The following is a 22,635-nucleotide window of genomic DNA, read 5'->3' on the forward strand; positions in this document are numbered from 1 at the left end:
CCAGCTCCTCTGATTTCAGTCCCTTCCTGATGCCGCTGGCGCAACCTCCCGCCACATCCGGCACGTTCTACAACCGTAACACTATCCGGTTCGGCGATTCGCGCCAGCCGGAAGCTTGACAGCGGTTAAATCTCCGTTTAACCAGCCCACCAACACCGGGCCGCAATGCCCGGTGGTTTTCTTTATGTGTGCAAGACGTTTGGGAAGCCGGTTTACTTTCCCTATGTCTTGTTTGAAATGACGTGTCCCGTGGGTTTTCCGTCGCGTTGCGTGGAAAACCCTGTCAGGTCTCGAAAACGGAGGCCAGAGGAGGGCGCGTTTCCTTCGCCCGGACCATGAGGTTCCGGGTGTGTTGTTTTGAAAGGGAATGCGATGAGCAAGCGCGAATCCGCGAAGTACAAGATCGACCGCCGTCTTGGCGAAAACATCTGGGGCCGCCCGAAGTCCCCGGTCAACAAGCGTGAATACGGCCCCGGCCAGCATGGCCAGCGCCGCAAGGGCAAGCTTTCCGATTTCGGCCTGCAGCTGCGCGCCAAGCAGAAGCTGAAGGGCCACTATGGCGACGTGTCGGAAAAGCAGTTCCGCAAGGTCTATGAAGAGGCGGACCGCCGCAAGGGCGACACCTCGGAGAACCTGATCGGCCTGCTCGAATCGCGCCTCGACGCGGTCGTCTACCGCGCCAAGTTCGTGCCGACCATCTTTGCGGCGCGCCAGTTCGTCAATCACGGCCACGTCAACGTCAACGGCAAGCGCGTCAACATCGGCTCGTACCGCTGCAAGCCGGGCGATGTCATCGAAGTGCGCGAGAAGTCGAAGCAGCTGGTCATCGTGCTGGAATCGGTGGGCCTGGCCGAGCGCGACGTGCCCGATTATATCGAGGCCGATCACAACAAGATGACCGCGGCCTTCACGCGCATCCCCGGCCTGGCGGACGTTCCGTTTGCCGTGCAGATGGAACCGAACCTGGTCGTCGAGTTCTATTCGCGCTGATCGGCGCGTTCGTCGCGATACAATCGAAGGCCGCCCGTCGAGGCGGCCTTTCTTTTTTCGTTCCTTTTCCGCGGCGTGATTCCGAAATCGATTTCGGTTTTCGGTCCGATGCGCTACTGCGGCAACAGGATCTTGGGGCGGACGCGCCATGAATATGCTGCCAGACGCCGAAACACTCGAACCGGTCGCCGACACCGAAGGCGGCTTTCATCCGCTGTTTGCCGATGTGCCGTCCTCCGTCGAGTTCAACAAGCTGCGCAAGCGGCTGTTGCGGCTTGCCCGCCAGGCGATCGACGATTTCGCCATGGTGAGGCCCGGCGACCGTTGGCTGATCGCTCTGTCGGGCGGCAAGGATTCCTACGGCCTGCTTGCCGTGCTGCTCGATCTCAAATGGCGCGGGCTGCTGCCGGTCGAGCTGTTGGCCTGCAATCTCGACCAGGGCCAGCCGAACTTTCCCAAGCACATATTGCCCGACTATCTCGACAGCCATGCCATTCCGCATCGCATCGAATATCAGGACACCTATTCGGTGGTCACCGACAAGCTGGCCGAGGGCAGCACCTATTGCTCGCTGTGCTCGCGGCTACGGCGCGGCCATCTCTATCGCATTGCCCGCGAGGAGGGCTGCTCGGCGCTGGTGCTCGGTCATCACCGCGAGGACATACTGGAAACCTTCTTCATGAACCTGTTCCATGGCGGACGCCTCGCCGCCATGCCGCCGAAGCTGCTCAATGACGAAGGCGATGTCATGGTGCTGCGGCCGCTCGCCTATTGTGCGGAAGCGGATCTCGAGAAATTCGCCGGCGCCATGAAATTCCCGATCATTCCGTGCGATCTGTGCGGTAGCCAGGAAGGCCTGCAGCGCAACGCCATGAAGGCGATGCTCGACGACATCGAGAAGCGCATGCCCGGCCGCAAGGACACGATGATCCGCGCCATGACCAATGTGCGGCGTTCGCATCTGCTCGACAGGAAGCTGTTCGATTTCGCCGCCCTCAACGAAACCCTCACCACCAGGCGTCCCGATGACATTTGACGATAGCGCGATCGACTGGCTTGCAGACCTTCTGTCGGAAGCCGCCGTCGCCGAGATCATGCCGCGCTTTCGCCGGCTGAGCGAGGGCGACGTCCGTCGCAAGACCTCGGCCGCCGATCTCGTCACCGAGGCCGACGTCAATGCCGAACGGCTCATCACCGCCAGGCTGCGCCAGCGTTATCCCCACGCAATGATCGTCGGCGAGGAGGCCTGCTCCGACGACCCGACGCTGCTCGACGGTCTCGGCGATGCCGAACTCGCCTTCGTCATCGACCCGGTCGACGGCACCTTCAACTTCGCCTCCGGCGTGCCGCTGTTCGGCGTCATGCTTGGCGTCGTGGTCAAGGGCGAGACGGTCGTCGGCATCATTCACGATCCCGTCGGCAAGGATTGGCTGATCGGCGTTAGTGGCGCCGGCAGCCATATCCGCCATGCCCATGGCAATCTGGAAAAGGTCCATGTCGCCAAACCGGCGCCGATGTCGGAAATGACCGGTGCGGTCTCATGGCACTACGTGCCCGAGCCGGACCGCTCACGTTTGGCGCGCAACCAGACCAAGTCGCTATCGCAGTTCAATTATCGCTGCGCCGCCCACGAATACCGCCTGCTGGCCAGCGGCCACGGCCATTTCGTCGTCTACAACAAGCTGATGCCCTGGGATCACCTGCCTGGCGTGCTGATCCATGCGGAGGCGGGCGGCCATGCCGCGCGCTTCGACGGCAGCGCCTATCTGCCGTCGCATGTCGGAGGTGGCCTGCTGGTCGCGCCGGACCGGGAGAGCTGGCGGGAGCTGCGCCGCGAGCTCTGGGCGGAATAACTCTTCGCTGCCAAAGTTGTCCAATCCTGTGCGAAACCGGAGACCTCGAATGAAACCTCGGTCCGCAATTGTTGCAACGGCCTTTGCCCTTGCCTTGGTTGCCGGTGTCAATGAAGCAAGCGCTGGGGAACGCGCATGTCGCAGTCCCGACTCCGTCGACACCATAGACGAGATGTTCTCCGCGATCTTCGCCTGTTGGAAGCCGCCGCCCGGAACCGCGGGCATGACCCTGACGCTGCAGTTCTCAATTCGCCGAAACGGCACGCTTATCGGCAAACCGCGCGCCACTTATTCCCATCTAGGGGACGATGGTCCACTCAATCGGGCCTTCGTGGCTTCCGTCCTCGAGGCGCTCGACAAGGCTCTCCCACTGCCCGTTTCGGACAGCATGGGTGGAGCAATCGCAGGACGTACGCTGTTCCCACGCTTCACCGCGGTCAGTGAGGGTGCATCCTAGGCGCGCCCGGCAATGTGCATTAGACCGGCGGGTTATGCGGCTGGAACAGTCTGCCGCGCTCGGCCAGCAGGATCATCAGCAGCGCCGCCACCGACACGCTGCAGAACCCGGCGGCCAGCGGCGTCACCGTGCCGTTGAAGGCTTGGCCGATCAGCGTGCCGAGAATGCCGCCAAGAAATGTCTGCATGAACCCAAGGATCGACGATGCAGTGCCGGCCAGGTGCCCCAGCGGCTCCATGGCAAGCGCGTTGAAGTTCGCGCCGAGCGCGCCGAACGGGACCATGGCGCAGGCAAAGAAAGTAATGAAGAGCCAGAGCGGCATCTTTATTTCGATGGAAACGACCAGCCAGGCAAGGCTGATGGCCAGAAACAGCAGCAGCGCGCTTTGCGACAGACGGCGCATGCCGATGCGGCCGACGAGGCGCGAGTTGAGGTAGTTCGAAAAAGCAAGTACGCCGGCAACCCCCGCGAAGATGACGGGGAACATCTCGCCGACATTGAACACGCTGACATAGATTTGCTGGGCCGAGGCGATGAAGCCGAACATGGCGCCGAAGATGAAGGTGCTGGCGAAGGCATAGCAGAGCGCGATGCGGTTGGTGAGAACGATGCGGAAGCCGCCGATGATGGAGGACAGCGTCAGCGGCCGGCGATATTCGGGGTGTAGTGTCTCGGGCAGGCGCAGCAGCGACCAGGCGGACACGATCAGCGCGCCGGCTGCCATGGTGACGAAGATCACATGCCAGGTCGCAAACAGCATGATGAACTGGCCGATACCGGGCGCCACCACCGGAATGGCCATGAACACCATGAAGATCAAGGACATGACTTCGGCCATGCGCCTTCCGTCGAACGTATCGCGCACGATCGAGACGGCAATGACGCGCGTCGCCGCCGCGCCGATGCCTTGCACCGCCCGGCATAGCAGAAGCGTGGCGAATGACGGGGCGATTGCCGCAGCGCCGGCCGCCAGGACGTAGATCACCAGCCCTGCGACAAGCGGCGCGCGGCGCCCGAAGCGGTCCGAGATCGGCCCGAAGAACAGCTGTCCGCCGCCAAAGCCAAGGATATAGGCGGTGACAACATATTGCCGGTGGTTTTCATTTTCGATGCCAAGCGAAGCGCCGATCTGCTGCAGCGCCGGCAAAATAATGTCGATTGCCAGCGAATTGAGCGCCATCAGCGCCGCGCACAGCGCAATGAATTCCCAGCGCGGAATGGGCAAGGTGCTTGCCTTTTGCTGCGCTTGTGCTTGCTGATCCAAGGCCAGTCCGATCCTCAAACGAAAATGCGCCGGCTGGCCGACGCATCCATTCGTTGATTGCCCGATAGCGGGCAGAACTTTTTGCCAAGGTGGGGGCTGCCCCGGCGCTTAGCGCATGACCCCCGAAAATCGCAGGCGGAAGGTCATACGCAGAAACAGAAGTCAGGCGGCGCCTTTGACGCTGACGCCCTTTTCGACGAGGAAGGTCTGCAATTCGCCCGCCTGGAACATCTCGCGGATGATGTCGCAGCCGCCGACGAACTCGCCCTTGACGTAGAGCTGCGGGATGGTCGGCCAGTTGGAATAGTCCTTGATGCCTTGCCGCAGTTCGGCCGACGTCAGCACGTCGACGCCCTTATAGTCGGCGCCGATATAGTCGAGGATCTGCACGACCTGGCCGGAAAATCCGCATTGCGGGAAGCCGGGCGTGCCCTTCATGAAGAGAACGACGTCGTTGCCCTTCACTTCATTGTCGATGTAGTCGTTGATGCCGCTCATGGAATACCCTTTCATGCCTGTGGGAGTCAGGCTCGAACATTACCCTTCAAATAAACCCATGGGTTGCGCGAAACAAGATGTTTGCCGCCTTGCCATGCAAATGGCGCAAAGGAACGTCTGATCTTGGGCCAAGAGCGTTGGCCACCATCTTTCCCGAGGCGCGATGAAAAGACGATATCTCGCCGGGTTCCTCCTCGCCGTTCTGTTCGCCGCACTGTCCTTGATCTGGTGGGCCAGGTCGCCGAGACAGCCATCTCTCGTCGTCGGCGGTGAATTACCGGCGCCGTGCCGCGACGCGAGCTTCGAGGCGGTCGCCTATGTCGTCTGCGAAATCGATCTGCGCCACTATGACATCGGTGTGTTCCATGCAGGCCTTGACGGCAAGGCTTTCGGTTCACTGGACAAATTCGACAAGGCGATGGCGGATCATGGCCGGCCGGTGCTGCTCGCCATGAACGCCGGCATGTATCACCAAGACCTGACTCCGGTCGGCCTTCTCGTCGAAGACGGCCGGGAGAAGGCGCCGATCAACGTCGCCGACAGCGAAGGGAATTTCTTCCTGAAACCGAATGGCGTCTTCCTGGTCCGGAAGGACGGCAAGGCGGCGGTCATGGAGACAAGCGCCTATGCTGCGACCAGACTGGACGTGATGTTTGCCACGCAATCCGGCCCGATGCTGGTGATCGACGGCCGGCTTCATCCCCGCTTCGAGCAAAACGGCACATCGCGCTATATCCGCAATGGCATCGGCGTGCGTGACGAAAACACTGTCGTGCTGGCGATCTCGCGCTCTGAGGTCAGCCTCGGCAGCTTCGCGCGACTGTTTCGAGATGCGCTCAATTGTCCCAACGCGCTTTTCTTCGACGGGGTCGTTTCGGCGCTGTCGAACGGCGAGCGGATGATTGTGGGTGGAAGCTATCCGGTCGGGCCGATCATCGCCGTGTCGGCGAAAAGGTGAATTTATTTATGCGCACGTACGCATATGAATGCCGGCGCCAAACTCAGTTCGGCAAAATGCCTGGAGTCGACCATTTCCATCTCGGGCGCGGGAACCGGCTCGACGAAACGATCGAGCGTCCAGCCTGTGTCGGCAAGCCCGTTGAGGATATCGCCGAGCGGCCTGCGATAGGATTCGACATAGGGCTTGGGCTCCCCAAAACCTCCCCAATACATGCCCCAGCGATTCGTTTCAAAATAGGTTTTCGTCCCGCGCGTGCGCGTGTCCTGCCAGTCGCGCATTGGATGGCCCATAGAGAACACCAGCCAGCCGCCCGGGCAGGCCACGCGATGAAACTCAGCGAATACCGGCTCCAGTTTTTCGACATAGTCGAGCGCCAGCGAGCAAAGTATTCGGTCGAAACTGCCATCCGCGAGCCAGTCGAGAGCCCTTTCGAGGTTGCCAAGCCGGATATCGACATCGAGCCCAGCGCATCGCTGACGTGCCAGAGCCAGCATTTCCGGCGTAATGTCGAAGGCACTTACCCGCGCACCTGAGCCAGCCAGCTTTTCCGAGCAGATACCGGAGCCGCAACCGGCGTCCAGTATGTTCAGACCCGTCACGTCGCCCAGCAACTCCAGCGAGGCTGGCCGTTCATAAAGGGCGTTGTGCGGCTTGATCGGCGCCAGCGCGTCATAGCGCTCGGCGAAGGAAGCATAGGCACTGACTGCAACCGGATCGCTGTCGCCTTTGGCCATGACTTCCCGCTTGCGTAGAATTAGTCCGGCACGCTGGTCTGCAGGGCAAGCGCGTGCAACACGCCGCCCATATTGCCCTTCAGCGCGTCATAGACCATCTGGTGCTGCTGGACCCGGCTTTTCCCGCGAAAGCTTTCGGCCACAACCTCAGCCGCATAATGGTCGCCGTCGCCGGCCAGGTCGCGAATCGTCACCTTGGCGTCGGGAATGCCTTCCTTGATCAGCCGTTCGATGTCGTGGGCGTCCATTGCCATATGAGGATTCCTTGTTCAGGTCGTGATCTCATAGATATGGTCGAAATGGCGGATGAACCACAGGGAAAGGGCCCACTCGATCACATCACGGGTCCACGACCTCATTTGCCATGAAGCGAGGGAACCAGGATTCGTGGGCGGCGGTCAATTCGCTGACCGGTATCGCACGCGCCTCGCCCAGCTTCAGGTCGCTGCCGCCGGTCGAGCCGATCCACGGCGCAAAAACGCCGAGCTTGTTTTGTTGTTCGCGAATGGCGTCCCATTGCTCGCTCTGCGGGTCGATCGACAGCGTCAAGAGATAGCGGCCCTGGTCCTCGCCGAACCAGACGGGGATTGGATCTGTGCCGATCAGGCCGGGGATGGTCGCGCCGATGCCGGAGGCCATCGCCATCTCGGCCAGCGCTACCGCGATGCCGCCATCGGAAACGTCATGCGCCGCGGTAACGACACCGGAGGCGATCAGTGCCCGCACATGGTCGCCGACCCGCTTCTCGTGGCCGAGATCGACCGGCGGCGGCGGGCCGTCGGCGCGGCCAAAGATGTCGCGCATATAGACCGACTGGCCAAGATGCGAGCCCCATATCGTCGGCGCGCCGACCAGCACGATCATCTGGCCTTCGGCGGCAAAGCCGATGCGCACCATTTTCGACCAGTCGGCAATCAGACCGACGCCGCCGATGGTTGGTGTCGGCAGGATGCCCTGTCCGTTGGTCTCATTATAGAGGGAGACGTTGCCGGAGACGATCGGAAAGCCAAGCGCCCGGCAGGCATCGCCGATGCCTTTCACAGCACCAACCAGCTGGCCCATGATCTCCGGCCGTTCCGGATTGCCGAAATTGAGGTTGTCGGTGGCCGCGAGCGGCAGAGCGCCGGTGGCGGTAAGATTGCGCCAGCATTCGGCAACCGCCTGCTTGCCGCCCTCGTAAGGGTCGGCCTCGCAATAGCGCGGCGTCACGTCGGAGGAGAAGGCGAGCGCCTTGGTCGGGTGGCCATCGACGCGCACGACACCGGCGTCGCCGCCGGGAAGCTGCAGGGAATTACCCTGGATCAGCGTGTCGTACTGCTCCCAGACCCAGCGGCGCGAGGAAAGGTCCGGTCCGCTCAGCAGCTTGAGCAGTGCGTCAGCCACATCGGCTTGCGGTGCATCGCCGGCCAGCGGCGCCGGCTTCTTCGGCTCGACCCAGGGACGGTCATATTCCGGCGCTTGATCGCCGAGATCCTTGATCGGCAGGTTGGCGACCTCGTCGCCCTGGTGCAGCACGCGAAAGCGCAGATCGTCGGTAGTCTTGCCGACGATGGCAAAGTCGAGGCCCCATTTGTGGAAGATCGCCTCGGCCTGTTTTTCCTTTTCGGGGCGCAGCACCATCAGCATGCGCTCCTGGCTCTCCGAAAGCATCATCTCATAGGCGCTCATGCGCTCTTCACGCACCGGCACCTTGTCGAGATCGAGCTCGATGCCGAGGTCGCCCTTGGCGCCCATCTCGACCGCCGAGCAGGTGAGGCCGGCGGCACCCATGTCCTGGATGGCGATAACGGCGCCGGACGCCATCAGTTCGAGGCAGGCTTCGAGCAGGCATTTTTCGGTGAACGGATCGCCAACCTGCACGGTGGGCCGCTTCTCGTCGATCTTGTCGTCGAACTCGGCCGAGGCCATGGTGGCGCCGCCGACACCGTCGCGCCCGGTCTTGGCGCCGAGATAGACCACCGGCAGGCCAACACCCTTGGCTTCCGACAGGAAGATCGCATCAGTCTTGGCAAGCCCCGCCGCAAAGGCATTGACCAGGATGTTGCCATTGTAGCGGGCGTCAAAATTGACCTCGCCGCCGACCGTCGGCACGCCGAAGGAATTGCCATAGCCGCCGACGCCGGAAACGACACCGGCAACGAGGTGCCTGGTTTTGGGATGGTCCGGCGCGCCGAAGCGCAGCGCGTTCATCGCCGCGATCGGCCGCGCGCCCATTGTGAAGACATCGCGCAGGATGCCGCCGACGCCGGTCGCAGCCCCCTGATAGGGCTCGATATAGGAGGGGTGGTTATGGCTCTCCATCTTGAAGACGACGCAGTCGCCGTCGCCAATGTCGACCACGCCGGCATTCTCGCCCGGGCCCTGGATGACTTGCGGCCCGGTGGTCGGCAGCGTGCGCAGCCACTTCTTCGAGGATTTGTAGGAACAATGCTCGTTCCACATCGCCGAAAAAATACCAAGTTCGGTAAAGCTCGGTTCGCGCCCGACCAGGTCGAGGATGCGCTGGTACTCGTCGGGCTTCAGCCCGTGCGCGGCAATGAGTTCAGGAGTGATCGGCACGGAATTGGAAATGGTCATGATCGGCAATTGTGTCCTTGAGATCGAGTCCCGTCTTATCGCAAGCGTTGCAGCCGATACACCCCGTTGGATGACTAAAACGATGGAAAGCAACAGCTGACCGCAAGTTGCGAAAGATCGCCACTCGACCCGCCGGTTTCAAGCCGGTTCAGGAAAAGCTGTCGTAGCCGGCGCGGCCTTCGTCCAGAAGCCGCCGGATTACCGCGACGCCGTGCGCGATATCGTCCCGCTGTCGCGGTTGCGAGATGCCAAACCGCACGCCGTGAAAGGCCTGTTCGGAACGCCCTGCCTTGAACTCGTCCTCGTCGTCGATGAGCACGCCATGTTCAAGGCAGGCCTGCTTGAAAGTGCCGGAAAGCCATGGGTCCGGCAAAGTGAGCCAGACGAACGGCACGTTATCCAGCGCCTTGAAATCGAAGCCGTCGAGTGTCTCGCGCACGATCGCGATGCGCGCACCGATCTCGGCAATGCTGCGCTTGCGCACCTCAGCGGCCTGACCGGACAGCACCAGCCGGCTGCCCACCTCCGCCAGCAGAAAGGGCAGGCCGCCCGTCATCATCTTGTGGGCAACCCGGATGCGGTGACGATAGGCCGGCGGGCAAGCGAGCCAGCCGCCGCGAACACCCGCCGCAACCGATTTCGACAGGCCGCCGGCAACGATGGTCCGTTCGGGAGCATATTCGGCCATTAAAGGCGTTGGGTCATCGGTCAGTCCGCCATAGAGATCGTCCTCGATCAGGACGACGTTATATTGACGGGCGACATGCGCGATTGCCTCGCGGCGCGATGCCGACAGCGTTGTCAGCGTCGGGTTCTTGGCCGTCGGCATCAAAAACATCATCTTCGGGTGCTTTTGTGCGCAGACGCGCTCGAAATCCTGGGGATCGATGCCCTCGTCGTCAGTCGCCACCAGTGCGGTCCGGCGACCGATCAGGCCGGCACTGCGCGAGATCTGCGAATAGGTGAGGTGCTCGAAGACGACATAGTCGCCGGGGGCGGTGAGCCCCGCAATGGTTGCCATCACCGCGGCGTGGGTGCCGAGCGTGGGAACGATTGCATCCGCCGCCGGGCGATAGGAATTGCGCGACAGCCAGCGCCTGCCCGCTTCGAACCAGCGGTCCGGGAAATCACGAGTATAGCTTGAAATCTCATGCGGATGGTCTTGCGCCGTGCGTGTCAACACATCGGCGACGATGGCACCCTGGCCGACATCCGGTGCGGCGGTGCTATCGAAGCGCAGCTTGTCGCCGGGCGCATCCATACAGCGCGTGCCTTGTTCGACCGGCCCCAGGAAATCCGGCTTTGCGCTCTCCGACTGTTGAGCGATAACATAGGTTCCGCGGCCGACCTCGCCGCTGACCAATCCCCGCTCGCGCAGCAATTGATAGGCCCTGCCGACCGTGCCGACGGTCGTGCCGATGTCGTATGCCAGATCGCGCTGCGGCGGCAGCTTTGCCCCTGCACGGATCAAGCCGCGGTCGATGTCCGTCTCGATGGAATCGGCAAGCCGCTGATAGAGCGGGCCGGTGCGGGCGGTCAGGTCTGGAAGCCAAGTTGTCATGGTGACAATTTTTTACATTGCACCGAAATGAGAGTCAATACATATGGAGCGGGCCGTACGAAAAGGCACAATTGCAATCTTGGCAGAAAGAAAATGGGTACAATAGAGACAATCCGCTACGCGGCAGTTGAATTGACCGGAAGCCGCTCGTCGGGCCGGAGATCCTATGTTCGCCGGCTCGTGCAAGTGGTCACGTCATTCGTCCGATGGATCGACAGCCTGCTGGATCGCCGCCGCAGTCGGCTGGTCCTGCTCGAGATGACCGAAGCCCAGCTCAAGGATATCGGCATTTCGCGCTGCGATGCCCATCGTGAAGGTCTGAGGCCGTTCTGGGACTGAGGAGTTCGACGGGGCGCTATCGCACTTTAGCGGATGTCCGCCGCCCTGATCCGCGTGACACCATGGTCCACAAGCACCGCCACAATGCACAGCATCAGAAAGAGCCCGGTGATGGCCAGAGCCGAGACGGCGACGCTGGTCGCGCCGTTCTTAGCGAGATCGAGGAACGGGTAGGCACTTCACCGGCAATCGGCGCCCGCAGCAGCGCGTAGGCCAGATAGGCGATCGGATAGATCATCCACCAGGAGATGTCGCGCCACCGCGTCGAGCCGTCGGCGCCTGCCACAAGCCACCACAGCACGAACAACACCGGCGTCACATAGTGCAGGAGCACATCGCAGAGCAGGAACAGCCCTTGCGGCTGCCAAAGCTGCGCCAGGACCGTTGCATAAACGATGAGGACCAGCGTTATGGCGACGGCTACGCCCGCCCGCATCCGTGGCGCGGCAAAGGCCGGAAACCAGGCATAACCCGTCGACGACAGCAACGAGGCATGGACGAGCACTGCGCCGATGTTGGTCAGGATGGTGAAGAAGCTGAAATAGAAGACCAGCGAGCCGCCAAAGCCGCGGCCGGCTTCCATTGATGCCGGGACGGTGATGCAGATCTGCAGGACGAGCCCGGCCAGGCCGACGACCAGACCGGTGATCTGCAGCACGCGACCCATTGGGCTAGGCAGCAGCGCCGCAGGCCGGATTGCCCGCCTGCCAGCGGGCAATGTCCGAGCCGATGCGCGCGCCGAGCGGTTCCGCCATCAATGGGCCGAACACGTCGACGCGGCTCGAATTGCCTTGCGCTTGCACGACCAGCAACGGCTTTCCACCATAATGTTTGGCCGGCACCAGCAGGAAACGGGGCGTGCCGCTAAACGAATTCAGTTCGTTGGCCATCTGGTAAGATTTGAAGGCAGGGTCCTTGCTGGCGATCCAGCATTTGTGGGCAGCGATTGCCACCTGTTCCATGGCAAGCAGTGACGCGCTCTTGCCCGCTGGCGCCGGCGTGCTCTTCGGGCCTGACTGGCATGAGGCGAGTACAAGCCCGGCGGCAGTAGCGACGGCGAGGCGCGTGGTCGTCGGTGTCATGTTCAAGCGGCGCCCATCTCGAGTTCGGACAGAAAGATCTTCAGACCGTCTGTCATCTCACCCCAGACGCGCGACAGCGCCGGATGCTGCAAGGCGATTTGCTCGTAGGCATCGAATTTCGGATAGGCGTCAAGCAAATCGGGGCGGCCGATCGTTGTCCTGAAATTGTTGAAGACGAACCGGGTCGGCGTCAACCACGCATCGGCAAAGGAGATGTCGTCGCCGAGCGCGAACGGGCCATGCGCCATGCGGGCCTCGATTACCGCAAGCCCGTGATGCAATCGGGCGAACTGTGCCTTGATCTCCGCCTCATTGCGCTGCGGCACGAAATAGAGTTCGAACAGCTTCATGGTCGGGGCGAGCACGTCGAGGTCGGTAATGCGGGCGAACATGCGCACCAACGCCCGGTCTTTCGTATCCTTGGGCAGCAGCGCCGGCTCGGGGAAACGCTCCTCCAGATATTCGGCAATGACTACCGATTCGACGATCGTTTCGCCGGAACCGGTGATCAGCACCGGAATCCTGTTGAGCGGCGAGATGGCACGAAATGCCTCGGGGATGGGAAACCCCGGCGGCGGTGCAATGAGCTTGAGCGGCACGTTCTTGATGTAGGCCAACGCCCGCACGATCGACGAATAGGGCGACAACGGCCGCGAATAGAGTTTCATGACCGTCGCTCCAGGAGGAAAATTGAAGGCATCAAGCGGCGATGCCCAGCGCGCTTTCGAACAGCGCCCGGCCGTCGCTGCCGCCATGCGCCGCTTCGATCAGGTTCTCGGGATGCGGCATCAGGCCGAGCACATTGCCGCGGCCGTTGACGATACCGGCAATGTCGTTGATCGAGCCGTTGGGATTGGTGCCTACGGCATAGCGGAACACCACCTGGCCTTCGCCTTCGAGGCGGGCCAGCGTTTCGGCATCGGCAAAATAATTGCCGTCATGGTGCGCCACCGGCGCGCGGATGATCTGGCCCGGCTGATAGCGGCGGGTAAACATCGTGTTGGCGTTGGCGATCTGCAGCTTCACCTGACGGCAGACGAATTTCAGCGAGGTATTGCGCATCAATGCGCCCGGCAGCAGGCCGGCCTCGACCAGGATTTGGAAGCCGTTGCAGACGCCGATGACCGTAACGCCCATGGCCGCCTTTTCGGCCACCGCCCGCATTACTGGCATGCGCGCGGCAATCGCGCCGCAGCGCAGATAATCGCCGAACGAAAAGCCGCCGGGAATGGCGATCAGGTCGACATCGGGAATTTCGGTGTCGGTCTGCCAGACGGTGACCGGCGGCGTGCCGGAAATCTTGGTCAGCGCCGCGATCATGTCGCGGTCGCGATTGAGGCCGGGGAGCAGGACGACGGCTGATTTCACCTCAGGCGATCTCCACCGCGTAATTCTCAATCACCATATTCGCCAGAAGCTTGTCGCACATGGCATTCAGATCCGCTTCGGCCTTGGACTTGTCGCTCTCGGCAAGTTCGATATCAAAAACCTTGCCTTGCCGCACCTGGCCGATGCCGCCGAAACCCATTGCGGACAGCGCATGCTCGATTGCCTTGCCTTGTGGGTCTAGCACGCCGTTCTTGAGGGTTACGGTAATGCGGGCCTTGATCACGCTGGACATGTTCCTGTTCATCTGTTGAGCGGGCAAGCCGTCAGTGCGGCTTGCCTTTGACGCCGTCGGTCGATGCGACGAGCACCGGCCCGGCCGGACGCGGTGGCTCGTTCTCGTTCATGATGCCGAGACGGCGGGCAACTTCCTGATAAGCCTCGACCAGCCCGCCCATGTCGCGGCGGAAGCGGTCCTTGTCGAGCTTGTCCTGCGTCGCCACGTCCCACAGCCGGCAGGAATCCGGCGAGATCTCATCGGCAACGACGATGCGCATCATATCGCCTTCGAACAGGCGGCCGCATTCAATTTTGAAATCGACCAACTGGATGCCGACGCCCATGAACAGGCCGGAAAGGAAGTCGTTGACGCGAATGGCCAGCGCCATGACATCGTCGATCTCCTGTGGGCTCGCCCAGCCGAAGGCGGTGATGTGCTCTTCCGAGACCATCGGATCGTCGAGCGCATCGGCCTTGTAATAGAATTCGATGATCGAGCGCGGCAGCACGGTGCCTTCCTCGATGCCCAGGCGCTTGGCCAGCGAGCCGGCGGCGACGTTGCGCACCACCACTTCGAGCGGGATGATCTCGACTTCCTTGATCAACTGCTCGCGCATGTTGAGCCGGCGGATGAAGTGGGTCGGAATGCCCATCCGGTTGAGATGATTGAAGATGTGCTCGGAAATGCGGTTGTTGAGCACGCCTTTGCCATCGACGATTTCATGCTTCTTCTTGTTGAAAGCGGTAGCGTCGTCCTTGAAGAACTGGATCAGCGTGCCAGGCTCCGGTCCCTCATAAAGGATCTTGGCCTTGCCTTCATAAATGCGGCGGCGATTTTTCATCTGATTTTTCTCTGGATTTGCGGGCAGGCGGCAAGCGACCAGTTCCTGTCCGTCTGCCTAAAATAAGATGGCGACGGTGGGGTTCAATGCCGGTGTCTATCCCAATCGCACTGTTTGCTCAATCGGCAAATCCTTTCAATCAACCGCTTTCGGGCACCGAAATGCCGCAGCGCAGCAAGCAATGTAGCATATTGACCGGCCGGCGCCCTTTTGGTTTGTGCTCCGGCAACACATATTGGCACAACGAATCGGATTTCACGGAGGGATGCCATGAGCAGCATGAAAGACCGCGAAGAGGGCTTTGAGCGCAAATTCGCATTCGACGAGGAACTTCGGTTCAAGGCTGCGGCACGCCGCAACAGAGCGCTCGGCCTGTGGGCTGCCGAAAAGCTCGGCAAGTCCGGCGCCGATGCCGACGCTTATGCCAGGGAAGTGGTCGTCAGCGACATCGAGGAAGCCGGCGATCACGACGTTTTCCGCAAGATACGCAAGGATTTCGATGCGGCCGGCATCGACCAGTCGGACCATCAGATCCGCCGCACCATGGATGAATTGATGGCGCAGGCGATCGAGCAGATCAAGAACACCTGATCCCCATCGATACTCTTCGAATGCTGGACCAATCGACCGCCCGGCCTCACCGGGCGGTTTTTCTTTGCCTTTGCGGTCATTTCCGGCTGAATTGCTGCAAGCAAAGAGGAAATCGCCAATGTCCCTGAAGTCACGCCTTGCGGCCGACGAGACGCTGTTCACCGCATGGTCCGGCGTGCCGGATGCCTTGACGGTCGAGATACTGGCCAGGCAAGGATTCGACGCGGTTACGCTCGATATGCAGCATGGTGGCCATCACGAGGACAGCGTGCTGCGCGGGCTTGTGCCGGTGCTGGCCGCCAACAAGCCGGCTTTGGTACGCATCCCGGTCGGCCGCTTCGACATGGCCAGCCGTGCGCTCGACTTCGGCGCCGAGGCGGTGATCGCCCCGATGGTGAATTCGGTGGCGGACGCAAAGCTGTTTGCTGCCGCAATGAAATACCCGCCACTCGGCGAGCGCTCCTGGGGCCCGACCTATGCTTTTCCGCGCCATGGCAAGGGCGACTATGCCGACTGGCTGCGCGACAGCAACCAGCGCACCATGGCGTTCGCCATGGTCGAAACGCGGGCCGCGCTTGATTCACTCGACGGCATCCTCGACACGCCGGGCATCGACGGGATATTCCTTGGCCCGTCGGATTTCTCGATCGCCTGGTCGAAGGGCACCACCGTCAGTTCGACGCTGGAGAGCATGATGGGGACCGTCGCCTCGATCGCCGACCGCACCCGCAAAGCCGGCAAGCATGCGGCGATCTATGTGATGGAACCGGCCATCGCCGGTCGCGTGGTGTCGATGGGTTACCGGCTGCTGGCGATGGGTTCCGAGCATTCGCTGATTTCGCTTGGGGCAAAGACCCTGCTGAACAGCGTCAGGGATTCGATCGCTTCCTAGAGATCCGTGAGGAATTTCGCGAACGTCATCGAGCCTTCAGGCCAGGGGCCGAAGCCGGAATTCGTGTTGAGATGACCGGCATCCCCGGCGTCGATGAACAGCGAGCCCCACGCCGCGGCAATGTCCTCGGCGACGCCGAAGGCGCAGAACGGGTCGTTGCGGCTGGCGATCACCACCGACGGAAACGGCAGCGGGTCGCGCGGATAGGGGCCGAAGGTCATCAGGTGCCTCGGCTTTATCTCTGGATTGGCGACATCGGGCGGCGCCACGAAGAAAGCGCCGGCGACCGGCCTCTCGAACCGAGGCAATGCTTGAATGACCGCCGCGACGCCAAGCGAATGGGCGACGATGACGACCGGCCGCTCGGCCTCGTTAACCGCCTTGGCGACACCGGCCGTCCAATCCTCGCGCACCGGCTTCGACCATTCCGCCTGTTCGACGCGGCGCGCTGTCGATAGTTTCGACTGCCAGCGGCTCTGCCAATGATCAGGGCCGGAATTGGTGTAGCCCGGCACGATGAGAATATCTGCTTCCCTGACTTTCATGGCGCGCATGTAGCGAGAGGCGCTGTCGGGTGCAACCGGGTATGAACTAAACAGCGACACGCAAACGGCCGCTCATGAGCCCGGTTCTGCTCGCTATTGTGAACACCCTGTTCGCTTCTTGCGCTCTTGTGTGAACGATCGCGATCAACGATCTGTCGCCAGGAAAGAAGAATGGCTGTTCCGAGATTTTGGCACGGACATGGCGTAGAATGATTGATGGCGCCGGATTGCTGTGTTGGAAGCTTGTCGAGCGCCGCCTGAACGGAGCACTTTGATGAGCGAACTGCCTTTTGCCGCGACGACCCCGGTCAGCGTTGCCCGCGTCGGCTTGCGGGCGCGCGATGCAGACAATCTCGCTGCCTACTATCGCAAAGTCGTCGGTTTGCAGGAACTGAGCCGCGCCGGCGGCACGATTACGCTCGGCGCAGTCCATCGCCCTTTGCTCGACATCGAAGCGGATCCGGCCGCGAAACCCGATGACCCGCGCAGCGCCGGTCTTTTCCACACCGCCTTCCTGCTACCCAGCCGGGCCGATCTCGGCCGCTGGATCAATCACGCCATCGCCGGCAAGATCGGCATCGAGGGCGCATCCGATCATCTGGTCAGCGAGGCTCTTTACCTAACCGATCCGGAAGGCAACGGCATCGAGATCTATGCCGACCGCCGTCCGCAGGACTGGAAATGGAACGGTGACAAGATAGCGATGGCGACGGAGCGGCTGAACATTCCGTCGGTTGTTGCCGAGGTGCCGGCCGGCGACACCGGCTGGCAGGGCGCGCCGGAAAACAGCATTATCGGCCACGTCCATTTGCGGGTCGGCAGGCCGGAAGAAGCCGAAGCATGGTGGCATCAGGAGTTCGGTTTCGACACAGTGGCAAAGTACGGTGGCGCGGCGGTGTTCCTGTCGTCCGGCGGCTATCATCACCACATTGGCGCAAATGCGTGGCAGAGCGCGGGCGCCGGTCGCCGCGATCCCGCCCGCTCCGGCTTGGCCTGGGTCGAGATGCGCTCGGACAATGCCGCAAGCGAGACCACCCGCGAGGATCCGTGGGGCACGGTGATAAGGACGGTTCCCGGTAAGGCGTAGGTTAGAGGTCTGCTTTTTCGAGCAAGCGGCCAAGCATGAGCAGGCCCGCCGGCCACAGGCCGAGGCGGGCCTCGTTTCCCATATGGCCGAGATCGCCCGCATCGGCGAGTTCGGCACCCCAGGCTGCGGCGAAGGCGGTCGCCTTGTCGAAGGTGACGCGTGGGTCGCTGCGGCTCGCCACCACCAATGTCGGGAAGGGCAGGCGCTTCAGCGGCATCGGCGCGAACGGGCGCACCGCGTCGAATGAGGGATCGGCATCCTCGACATTGGTCGCGGCAACCAGGAATGCCGCCGCGACCTTGTCGAGTTGGCTTTGACTGGCGCCGGCAGCCCACTTCACCGCCGTCGCCACCGCCAGCGAATGCGCAAGCAGCACGACGCGGCGCGGTGCGGCGGCCACCGCGGCATCCACCTGGCCGATCCAGTCTTCAGGCTTTGGCCGGTCCCACTCGGCCTGCAGCACGCGGCTCGAATTGGGGAACACCCGGCACCAATGCGACATCCAATGATCCGGCCCGGAATTGCCGCGCCCGGGCAGGGCAAGGAAATCGAAATCTCCGGCCGACGAAATCATCAGGCTTCTCCAAACACTCGGCTAAAGATCGTATCGACGTGCTTGGTATGATAGCCCAAGTCGAATTTCTCGCGGATCTCGGCCTCGGGCAAGGCTGCGACAACGTCCTTGTCGGCCAGAAGTTCCTCAAGAAAATCAGCGCCTTGCTCCCACACCTTCATGGCGTTGCGCTGCACCAGCCGGTAGGCGTCCTCGCGCGAAACGCCGGCTTGCGTCAGCGCCAGCAGCACGCGCTGCGAATGCACGAGGCCGCGGAATTTGTTCATGTTCTTCAGCATGTTGTCGGGGTAGACTAGCAGTTTGTCGACGACGCTGGTCAGGCGTGAGAGCGCGAAATCGAGCGTCACCGTCGCGTCGGGCCCGATCATGCGCTCGACCGAGGAATGCGAGATGTCGCGTTCGTGCCAGAGCGCCACATTCTCCATTGCCGGCAATGCGAAGGAGCGCACCATGCGGGCAAGGCCGGTGAGGTTCTCGGTCAGCACCGGGTTGCGCTTGTGCGGCATCGCCGACGAGCCCTTCTGGCCGGGTGAAAAGTACTCTTCTGCTTCGAGTACCTCGGTGCGCTGCAGATGGCGCACCTCGATCGCCAGCCGCTCGATCGACGAGGCGATGACGCCGAGCGTGGCGAAGAACATCGCATGGCGGTCGCGCGGAATCACCTGCGTCGACACCGGCTCGGGCTTCAGTCCGAGTTTCTTGGCCACGTATTCTTCGACGTAGGGGTCGATATTGGCGAAGGTGCCGACCGCACCCGAGATGGCGCAGGTGGCGATGTCCTCGCGTGCGTGCACCAGCCGCTCGCGGCAACGCGAGAATTCGGCATAGGCCTGCGCCAGCTTGACGCCGAAGGTGGTCGGCTCGGCATGGATGCCGTGGCTGCGGCCGATGGTGACAGTGTCCTTGTGCTCGAAGGCGCGGCGCTTGAGCGCCGCAAGCAGCTCGTCAATGTCGGCCAGCAGGATGTCGCTGGCGCGGGTGAGCTGCACGGCAAAACAGGTGTCGAGAACGTCGGAGGATGTCATGCCCTGGTGGATGAAGCGGGCATCCGGCCCGACGAATTCGGCGAGATGGGTGAGAAAGGCGATGACGTCATGCTTGGTGACCCGCTCGATCTCGTCGATGGCTTCGACATCGAATTTTGCCGCCCCGCCTTTCTCCCAGATGGTCTCGGCGGCCTCCTTCGGGATGACGCCGAGCTCGGCCAATGCGTCGCAGGCGTAGGCCTCGATCTCGAACCAGATGCGGAACCGGGTTTCGGGCGACCAGATGGCCACCATTTCCGGCCGGGAGTAGCGAGGGATCATCAGTCGGTCCTGACTTGCGAGAGCATTTGCCCGCGTCCTAACAGAGGCAGGCAAAATGCTCAACGTTGCTGGCGCGCAAACCAGACACTGGCGACAGCGAGTGCAACGAAACCGAGCGGAAAATACAGCCGGATGCCGAGGACGACGAACTGGTAAAGCGCCGTCAACATCGTGAACACGAACTGGAAAACCCAGGTGATGGTGAGCGCGGGTGCATGCCATTGGACATAGTAGGAGCGGTATTGCAGCCCAAAGAGGCCGCCGGTGAAGGTAATTGTCGCGGCGAGAAGGCAGACGAAGGCGGCGGCGAGGGCGATTTCCCAGTGGCGTCCGAGCGAGACGAGCCGCGCCAGAAACAGCCCAACCGGGAAGGCCAGCGCGCCGCCGGCAGCATAAAGCAGCGAGACGAAGCGGACCTTCGCCGGGGTCTCCCAATCGTACAACAGCAGATTGAGCAGCGCGCTGGCGCCCATCGCCATGGCCCACAACAAGGCACCGGCAAATGCCGTGCGCAGCGGCGGCAAGGAGCGGCGGAGACGATGCAGGGCGCGATAGCGCATGGCGGGGAACTTCACAGGCGACCGGTTACCGCGATCCAGCGATAGTCCGGCCCTTCGAAGCCGTATTGGCGCACCGCGATCAGCACGGCATAGGCGCTGAGGCTATCCAGCGAAAATGTCTGAACCGCGCCGATCTGGTAGCCATTCGGACAGCCTCTGCTTTGCGGGATCGATTTGTCCTCGTGAATGATCCTCGTCTGGCCGCCATCCTTCGCCTCGATGCGCAGCAGGCGAAAGCCGTTGATCTCGCCCTGGCTCTGGCAGCGTTCGGTGTCATTCATGCCGATCTGGTCGAGCCGGAACTCGAGCGGATCGTCGACCGGCGAGAAGATCGGGCGCGGATTGACCACCATGCGGAAGGGATCGGCAGAAAGCTCGGTCACCGGGTTGAAGCCGGCGGTGATGCCGCGATTTGCCGTGAGTTCCGCCTGACTGACGATCGCTTCGCCCCTTTGCCGGGCCTGCAGCCGCGCTGCGGCCACCGTGGCATTCTCGTCGTCGAGCCGGACACGTATCGGCGAGCCCTTCAGGAAACTGTCGTCGGCCGTGTCGATATAATAGCGTGTCGCATAGGGAAATCCCGATCCGTCCTGGACGCCGTATTCCTCGAAGGCAAAGACCCCGCCATCACTGCTGAAGCCGAGGATCTCAAGCTCGGCGACATCGCCTGCGAAGGCGGCGGCCAAAGTTGCAAGCGGGGCAAGCAGGCAGACTGCAAACAGGGCAAGATTTCGCATGGGGCTTTCCATTCCGACGGTCGACGCCCTCAAATTCCTATCACGATGCCGTCAAAAGATCGTGCTGACTGAAACACAAAGTCGATGCATCCAATCCGGCCGTCGTTTGTTATTGTCGGCAACTTCACCGCATCGTGCCTTCCGAAAATCAGGATCGATTTTCGGAAGGCGCGATGCATTGATTCAAAAATGTTTAGAGCGTCCTTTGCGCGTTCAAAGGGACGCGCGGCGCTCTAAGGGAGACCCCCAATGACTGATGCAGCCAAGATTCGCGAACGTATGGAAGTGATCGGCGCCGACGGCGTCCATGTCGGTACCGTCGACAAGGTTGACGGAGATCGCATAAAGCTGACCAAGCGCGACAGTGGCGAGGGCGCTCACAGGGGCCATCACCACTTCATTCCTCTCAGCCTTGTCGCCGAGGTCGAGGGCCAGAAGGTGCGGCTGTCGGCAAACTCGGATGTTGCGGTCACGTTCGAGGAAGAAAAATCCGAACCCACCTGATCATAATCCAGTCTGATTACGGCTCACCCGAATGAGCGTTGCGCGTTCAGCGCGACGACCAGACCGGGAACAGATCGCCCTCGGCCGGCGTCGCGGCAAAGACGCCGCGGCTGATGGCGCGTGCCATCGTGGCGCCGGCCGCGGCGTAGAGATCGACGGCATCGTTGGGTGCGAGCTCGATGCCGCTCTTGCCCGTTGCCAGCGCGAAGACCAGATCGCCGTCTGCGGGCGTGTGTGTCGGCCAAATGGCACGGACAAAGCCGTCATGCGCCGATATCGCCAGACGTTTGGCGGCGGCCTTCGTGAGTACCGCATCGGTGGCGATCACGGCGATGGTCGTGTTGGCGCCGGTTTCCGCCTGTTCTGCCGCATGCTTGTCACGGAACTTCAGCAGGACCTTTCTGGCATCGTCAGGCATCGGGTGGGGATAGCCTAACCCGCCGAACTCGTCGCCGATCTCGAACGGCGCCGCCCAGAAATGGCGGGTCCCTGCGACCGTCACCGAGCCGGTCGGGTTGACGGCGGCGAGCGCGCCGATGGTGACGCCGCTGTCCAGCACTGTCGAGGCCGAGCCGAGCCCGCCCTTCAGGCCGGAACTCAAAGCCCCGCTACCTGCGCCGGCAGTGCCGAGCGCAAAGTCTATCGCGGCGGCTTGCGCGGCTTCGTAGCCAAGGTCACGGTAAGGCGGATACCGGCCCCAATCCTTGTCGCCGCCATTGCGCAGGTCGAACAGGATCGCCGCCGGCACGATCGGCACGCGAAAGCCGCCGACCTCGACGCCGATGCCCCTTTCACGTAATGCCGCCTGCACCCCCGACGCGGCGTCGAGGCCAAAAGCCGACCCGCCCGAAAGCACCAGGGCATGGATGGCGTGGATCGAATTGTGCGGCTCGAGCAGGTCGGTTTCGCGGGTGCCCGGCGCACCGCCCAGGATTTGCACGCCGGCCACGGCCGGTTCGTCGCAGATGACGGTGGTCACACCCGATTTCAGCTTGGCATTCGCCGCATTGCCGACACGCAGGCCGGCGACGTCCGTGATGAGATTGCGCGGACCCGCATGGAACATCCCTGTGCT

General features: G+C 62.2%; 27 protein-coding genes and 1 pseudogene. 10 read left to right on the forward strand and 18 right to left on the reverse strand.

Annotated features, from left to right (window positions below; translation table 11 throughout):
* The first annotated feature begins 372 nt into the window (after positions 1 to 372).
* The 4 genes from rpsD to NKH49_RS14950 all read left to right on the forward strand — a co-directional run bounded on the left by rpsD (position 373) and on the right by NKH49_RS14950 (position 3,300).
* Entirely contained in the window at positions 373 to 990 is a 618-nt protein-coding gene (gene rpsD, locus NKH49_RS14935) for a 30S ribosomal protein S4 (protein ID WP_023717376.1), read from the forward strand.
* 148 nt (positions 991 to 1,138) lie between these two features.
* Positions 1,139 to 2,026 (forward strand): tRNA 2-thiocytidine(32) synthetase TtcA, encoded by an 888-nt coding sequence (gene ttcA / locus NKH49_RS14940; RefSeq protein WP_352738028.1) that lies wholly within the window; start codon positions 1,139 to 1,141, stop codon positions 2,024 to 2,026.
* Positions 2,016 to 2,843, forward strand: a complete 828-nt coding sequence (locus tag NKH49_RS14945) for an inositol monophosphatase family protein (protein WP_352834868.1) — start codon at positions 2,016 to 2,018, stop codon at positions 2,841 to 2,843. Before ttcA ends, NKH49_RS14945 begins: the two co-directional genes overlap by 11 nt.
* Before the next feature lie 49 nt (positions 2,844 to 2,892).
* Complete coding sequence (locus NKH49_RS14950) at positions 2,893 to 3,300, forward strand: UCP034077 family protein (protein WP_352501584.1); 408 nt, start codon at positions 2,893 to 2,895, stop codon at positions 3,298 to 3,300.
* 19 nt (positions 3,301 to 3,319) lie between these two features.
* On the opposite strand, the gene NKH49_RS14955 is transcribed toward NKH49_RS14950, so the two are convergent.
* Positions 3,320 to 4,519, reverse strand: coding sequence for a multidrug effflux MFS transporter (locus tag NKH49_RS14955; RefSeq protein WP_502893744.1), 1,200 nt, complete (start codon positions 4,517 to 4,519; stop codon positions 3,320 to 3,322).
* A 207-nt stretch (positions 4,520 to 4,726) separates the two neighbouring features.
* Positions 4,727 to 5,062, reverse strand: a complete 336-nt coding sequence (gene grxD, locus NKH49_RS14960; RefSeq protein ID WP_023674712.1) for a Grx4 family monothiol glutaredoxin — start codon at positions 5,060 to 5,062, stop codon at positions 4,727 to 4,729.
* A gap of 163 nt (positions 5,063 to 5,225) precedes the next feature.
* Here grxD and NKH49_RS14965 point away from each other — a divergent pair, with 163 nt between their 5' ends.
* Entirely contained in the window at positions 5,226 to 6,020 is a 795-nt protein-coding gene (locus tag NKH49_RS14965; RefSeq protein WP_352474643.1) for a phosphodiester glycosidase family protein, read from the forward strand.
* Between the two features lie 2 nt (positions 6,021 to 6,022).
* Here the strand turns inward: NKH49_RS14965 and NKH49_RS14970 are convergent, their stop codons facing one another.
* The 4 genes from NKH49_RS14970 to NKH49_RS14985 form a co-directional block, all read right to left on the reverse strand.
* Positions 6,023 to 6,757, reverse strand: a complete 735-nt coding sequence (locus NKH49_RS14970) for a class I SAM-dependent methyltransferase (protein ID WP_352541435.1) — start codon at positions 6,755 to 6,757, stop codon at positions 6,023 to 6,025.
* A 20-nt stretch (positions 6,758 to 6,777) separates the two neighbouring features.
* Complete coding sequence (locus NKH49_RS14975; RefSeq protein WP_023674714.1) at positions 6,778 to 7,011, reverse strand: BolA/IbaG family iron-sulfur metabolism protein; 234 nt, start codon at positions 7,009 to 7,011, stop codon at positions 6,778 to 6,780.
* Between the two features lie 85 nt (positions 7,012 to 7,096).
* The gene (gene purL / locus NKH49_RS14980; protein WP_352818104.1) at positions 7,097 to 9,334 is read right to left on the reverse strand and encodes a phosphoribosylformylglycinamidine synthase subunit PurL; all 2,238 of its coding nucleotides are present in this window, start codon (positions 9,332 to 9,334) and stop codon (positions 7,097 to 7,099) included.
* Positions 9,335 to 9,482: 148 nt separating this feature from the next.
* The gene (locus NKH49_RS14985) at positions 9,483 to 10,895 is read right to left on the reverse strand and encodes an aminotransferase-like domain-containing protein (RefSeq protein ID WP_352818107.1); all 1,413 of its coding nucleotides are present in this window, start codon (positions 10,893 to 10,895) and stop codon (positions 9,483 to 9,485) included.
* 93 nt (positions 10,896 to 10,988) lie between these two features.
* On the opposite strand from NKH49_RS14985, the gene NKH49_RS14990 reads away from it, so the two are divergent.
* Positions 10,989 to 11,234 (forward strand): DUF1127 domain-containing protein, encoded by a 246-nt coding sequence (locus NKH49_RS14990; protein WP_352818110.1) that lies wholly within the window; start codon positions 10,989 to 10,991, stop codon positions 11,232 to 11,234.
* Between the two features lie 26 nt (positions 11,235 to 11,260).
* On the opposite strand, the pseudogene NKH49_RS14995 reads toward NKH49_RS14990, so the two are convergent.
* The 6 genes and pseudogenes from NKH49_RS14995 to purC form a co-directional block, all read right to left on the reverse strand.
* Positions 11,261 to 11,901 (reverse strand): annotated as a pseudogene (locus NKH49_RS14995) (Pr6Pr family membrane protein).
* Positions 11,902 to 11,905: 4 nt separating this feature from the next.
* Positions 11,906 to 12,316, reverse strand: a complete 411-nt coding sequence (locus NKH49_RS15000; RefSeq protein WP_352449400.1) for a hypothetical protein — start codon at positions 12,314 to 12,316, stop codon at positions 11,906 to 11,908.
* 2 nt (positions 12,317 to 12,318) lie between these two features.
* Positions 12,319 to 12,984: a glutathione S-transferase family protein gene (locus NKH49_RS15005; RefSeq protein WP_352818113.1), complete on the reverse strand. Its 666-nt coding sequence runs from the start codon at positions 12,982 to 12,984 to the stop codon at positions 12,319 to 12,321.
* Between the two features lie 31 nt (positions 12,985 to 13,015).
* Complete coding sequence (gene purQ / locus NKH49_RS15010) at positions 13,016 to 13,684, reverse strand: phosphoribosylformylglycinamidine synthase subunit PurQ (RefSeq protein ID WP_352449402.1); 669 nt, start codon at positions 13,682 to 13,684, stop codon at positions 13,016 to 13,018.
* A 1-nt stretch (position 13,685) separates the two neighbouring features.
* Positions 13,686 to 13,928, reverse strand: a complete 243-nt coding sequence (gene purS, locus NKH49_RS15015; RefSeq protein WP_352501590.1) for a phosphoribosylformylglycinamidine synthase subunit PurS — start codon at positions 13,926 to 13,928, stop codon at positions 13,686 to 13,688.
* A 40-nt stretch (positions 13,929 to 13,968) separates the two neighbouring features.
* Positions 13,969 to 14,763 carry a phosphoribosylaminoimidazolesuccinocarboxamide synthase gene (gene purC / locus NKH49_RS15020; RefSeq protein ID WP_023674725.1) on the reverse strand — a complete coding sequence of 265 codons (795 nt, stop codon included), beginning with the start codon at positions 14,761 to 14,763 and terminating at the stop codon, positions 13,969 to 13,971.
* A 270-nt stretch (positions 14,764 to 15,033) separates the two neighbouring features.
* Here purC and NKH49_RS15025 point away from each other — a divergent pair, with 270 nt between their 5' ends.
* Together NKH49_RS15025 and NKH49_RS15030 are read left to right on the forward strand one after the other, a co-directional pair.
* Positions 15,034 to 15,354, forward strand: coding sequence for a DUF1476 domain-containing protein (locus NKH49_RS15025; RefSeq protein ID WP_023674726.1), 321 nt, complete (start codon positions 15,034 to 15,036; stop codon positions 15,352 to 15,354).
* A 118-nt stretch (positions 15,355 to 15,472) separates the two neighbouring features.
* Positions 15,473 to 16,246 (forward strand): HpcH/HpaI aldolase family protein, encoded by a 774-nt coding sequence (locus tag NKH49_RS15030; protein WP_352449404.1) that lies wholly within the window; start codon positions 15,473 to 15,475, stop codon positions 16,244 to 16,246.
* On the opposite strand, the gene NKH49_RS15035 is transcribed toward NKH49_RS15030, so the two are convergent.
* The gene (locus NKH49_RS15035; protein ID WP_352818118.1) at positions 16,243 to 16,791 is read right to left on the reverse strand and encodes an RBBP9/YdeN family alpha/beta hydrolase; all 549 of its coding nucleotides are present in this window, start codon (positions 16,789 to 16,791) and stop codon (positions 16,243 to 16,245) included. The genes NKH49_RS15030 and NKH49_RS15035 overlap by 4 nt on opposite strands.
* Positions 16,792 to 17,065: 274 nt before the next feature.
* Between NKH49_RS15035 and NKH49_RS15040 the strand changes: the two genes are divergently transcribed.
* Entirely contained in the window at positions 17,066 to 17,878 is an 813-nt protein-coding gene (locus tag NKH49_RS15040) for a VOC family protein (protein ID WP_352766797.1), read from the forward strand.
* A gap of 1 nt (position 17,879) precedes the next feature.
* Here NKH49_RS15040 and NKH49_RS15045 read toward each other — a convergent pair whose 3' ends face one another.
* From NKH49_RS15045 to NKH49_RS15060, 4 genes are read right to left on the reverse strand one after another with little or no spacing between them, the layout of a single operon-like run.
* The gene (locus NKH49_RS15045) at positions 17,880 to 18,452 is read right to left on the reverse strand and encodes an alpha/beta hydrolase (protein WP_352818121.1); all 573 of its coding nucleotides are present in this window, start codon (positions 18,450 to 18,452) and stop codon (positions 17,880 to 17,882) included.
* Complete coding sequence (gene purB, locus NKH49_RS15050) at positions 18,452 to 19,759, reverse strand: adenylosuccinate lyase (protein WP_352818124.1); 1,308 nt, start codon at positions 19,757 to 19,759, stop codon at positions 18,452 to 18,454. The genes NKH49_RS15045 and purB overlap by 1 nt, the downstream gene beginning before the upstream one ends.
* A gap of 59 nt (positions 19,760 to 19,818) precedes the next feature.
* A complete protein-coding gene (locus NKH49_RS15055) occupies positions 19,819 to 20,319 on the reverse strand; it encodes a hypothetical protein (protein ID WP_352818127.1) in 501 nt (166 codons plus the stop codon).
* Between the two features lie 11 nt (positions 20,320 to 20,330).
* Entirely contained in the window at positions 20,331 to 21,056 is a 726-nt protein-coding gene (locus NKH49_RS15060) for a DUF2259 domain-containing protein (protein ID WP_352501595.1), read from the reverse strand.
* Positions 21,057 to 21,305: 249 nt separating this feature from the next.
* On the opposite strand from NKH49_RS15060, the gene NKH49_RS15065 reads away from it, so the two are divergent.
* Positions 21,306 to 21,560, forward strand: a complete 255-nt coding sequence (locus tag NKH49_RS15065; RefSeq protein WP_023674734.1) for a DUF2171 domain-containing protein — start codon at positions 21,306 to 21,308, stop codon at positions 21,558 to 21,560.
* 46 nt (positions 21,561 to 21,606) lie between these two features.
* Here the strand turns inward: NKH49_RS15065 and NKH49_RS15070 are convergent, their stop codons facing one another.
* Positions 21,607 to 22,626, reverse strand: coding sequence for a P1 family peptidase (locus NKH49_RS15070; RefSeq protein ID WP_352501680.1), 1,020 nt, complete (start codon positions 22,624 to 22,626; stop codon positions 21,607 to 21,609).
* Positions 22,627 to 22,635 lie beyond the last annotated feature (9 nt).

The organism is Mesorhizobium sp. M1088 (assembly GCF_040318575.1).
Taxonomy (GTDB): Bacteria; Pseudomonadota; Alphaproteobacteria; order Rhizobiales; family Rhizobiaceae; genus Mesorhizobium.

What these genes read in the sequence shown, in the direction of transcription:
- purB (WP_352818124.1), bottom strand. Translation starts at nt 19,759, where the DNA reads ATGATCCCTCGCTACTCCCGGCCGGAAATGGTGGCCATCTGGTCGCCC.
- ttcA (WP_352738028.1), top strand. Translation starts at nt 1,139, where the DNA reads ATGAATATGCTGCCAGACGCCGAAACACTCGAACCGGTCGCCGACACC.
- grxD (WP_023674712.1), bottom strand. Translation starts at nt 5,062, where the DNA reads ATGAGCGGCATCAACGACTACATCGACAATGAAGTGAAGGGCAACGAC.
- NKH49_RS15005 (WP_352818113.1), bottom strand. Translation starts at nt 12,984, where the DNA reads ATGAAACTCTATTCGCGGCCGTTGTCGCCCTATTCGTCGATCGTGCGG.
- NKH49_RS15040 (WP_352766797.1), top strand. Translation starts at nt 17,066, where the DNA reads ATGAGCGAACTGCCTTTTGCCGCGACGACCCCGGTCAGCGTTGCCCGC.
- NKH49_RS15035 (WP_352818118.1), bottom strand. Translation starts at nt 16,791, where the DNA reads ATGAAAGTCAGGGAAGCAGATATTCTCATCGTGCCGGGCTACACCAAT.
- purC (WP_023674725.1), bottom strand. Translation starts at nt 14,763, where the DNA reads ATGAAAAATCGCCGCCGCATTTATGAAGGCAAGGCCAAGATCCTTTAT.
- NKH49_RS15025 (WP_023674726.1), top strand. Translation starts at nt 15,034, where the DNA reads ATGAGCAGCATGAAAGACCGCGAAGAGGGCTTTGAGCGCAAATTCGCA.
- NKH49_RS15070 (WP_352501680.1), bottom strand. Translation starts at nt 22,626, where the DNA reads ATGTTCCATGCGGGTCCGCGCAATCTCATCACGGACGTCGCCGGCCTG.
- NKH49_RS14990 (WP_352818110.1), top strand. Translation starts at nt 10,989, where the DNA reads ATGGGTACAATAGAGACAATCCGCTACGCGGCAGTTGAATTGACCGGA.
- NKH49_RS15000 (WP_352449400.1), bottom strand. Translation starts at nt 12,316, where the DNA reads ATGACACCGACGACCACGCGCCTCGCCGTCGCTACTGCCGCCGGGCTT.
- NKH49_RS14975 (WP_023674714.1), bottom strand. Translation starts at nt 7,011, where the DNA reads ATGGCAATGGACGCCCACGACATCGAACGGCTGATCAAGGAAGGCATT.
- NKH49_RS15060 (WP_352501595.1), bottom strand. Translation starts at nt 21,056, where the DNA reads ATGCGAAATCTTGCCCTGTTTGCAGTCTGCCTGCTTGCCCCGCTTGCA.
- NKH49_RS15055 (WP_352818127.1), bottom strand. Translation starts at nt 20,319, where the DNA reads ATGCGCTATCGCGCCCTGCATCGTCTCCGCCGCTCCTTGCCGCCGCTG.
- NKH49_RS14950 (WP_352501584.1), top strand. Translation starts at nt 2,893, where the DNA reads ATGAAACCTCGGTCCGCAATTGTTGCAACGGCCTTTGCCCTTGCCTTG.
- NKH49_RS15030 (WP_352449404.1), top strand. Translation starts at nt 15,473, where the DNA reads ATGTCCCTGAAGTCACGCCTTGCGGCCGACGAGACGCTGTTCACCGCA.
- rpsD (WP_023717376.1), top strand. Translation starts at nt 373, where the DNA reads ATGAGCAAGCGCGAATCCGCGAAGTACAAGATCGACCGCCGTCTTGGC.
- purL (WP_352818104.1), bottom strand. Translation starts at nt 9,334, where the DNA reads ATGACCATTTCCAATTCCGTGCCGATCACTCCTGAACTCATTGCCGCG.
- NKH49_RS15045 (WP_352818121.1), bottom strand. Translation starts at nt 18,452, where the DNA reads ATGATTTCGTCGGCCGGAGATTTCGATTTCCTTGCCCTGCCCGGGCGC.
- NKH49_RS14970 (WP_352541435.1), bottom strand. Translation starts at nt 6,757, where the DNA reads ATGGCCAAAGGCGACAGCGATCCGGTTGCAGTCAGTGCCTATGCTTCC.
- NKH49_RS15065 (WP_023674734.1), top strand. Translation starts at nt 21,306, where the DNA reads ATGACTGATGCAGCCAAGATTCGCGAACGTATGGAAGTGATCGGCGCC.
- NKH49_RS14945 (WP_352834868.1), top strand. Translation starts at nt 2,016, where the DNA reads ATGACATTTGACGATAGCGCGATCGACTGGCTTGCAGACCTTCTGTCG.
- NKH49_RS14965 (WP_352474643.1), top strand. Translation starts at nt 5,226, where the DNA reads ATGAAAAGACGATATCTCGCCGGGTTCCTCCTCGCCGTTCTGTTCGCC.
- NKH49_RS14985 (WP_352818107.1), bottom strand. Translation starts at nt 10,895, where the DNA reads ATGACAACTTGGCTTCCAGACCTGACCGCCCGCACCGGCCCGCTCTAT.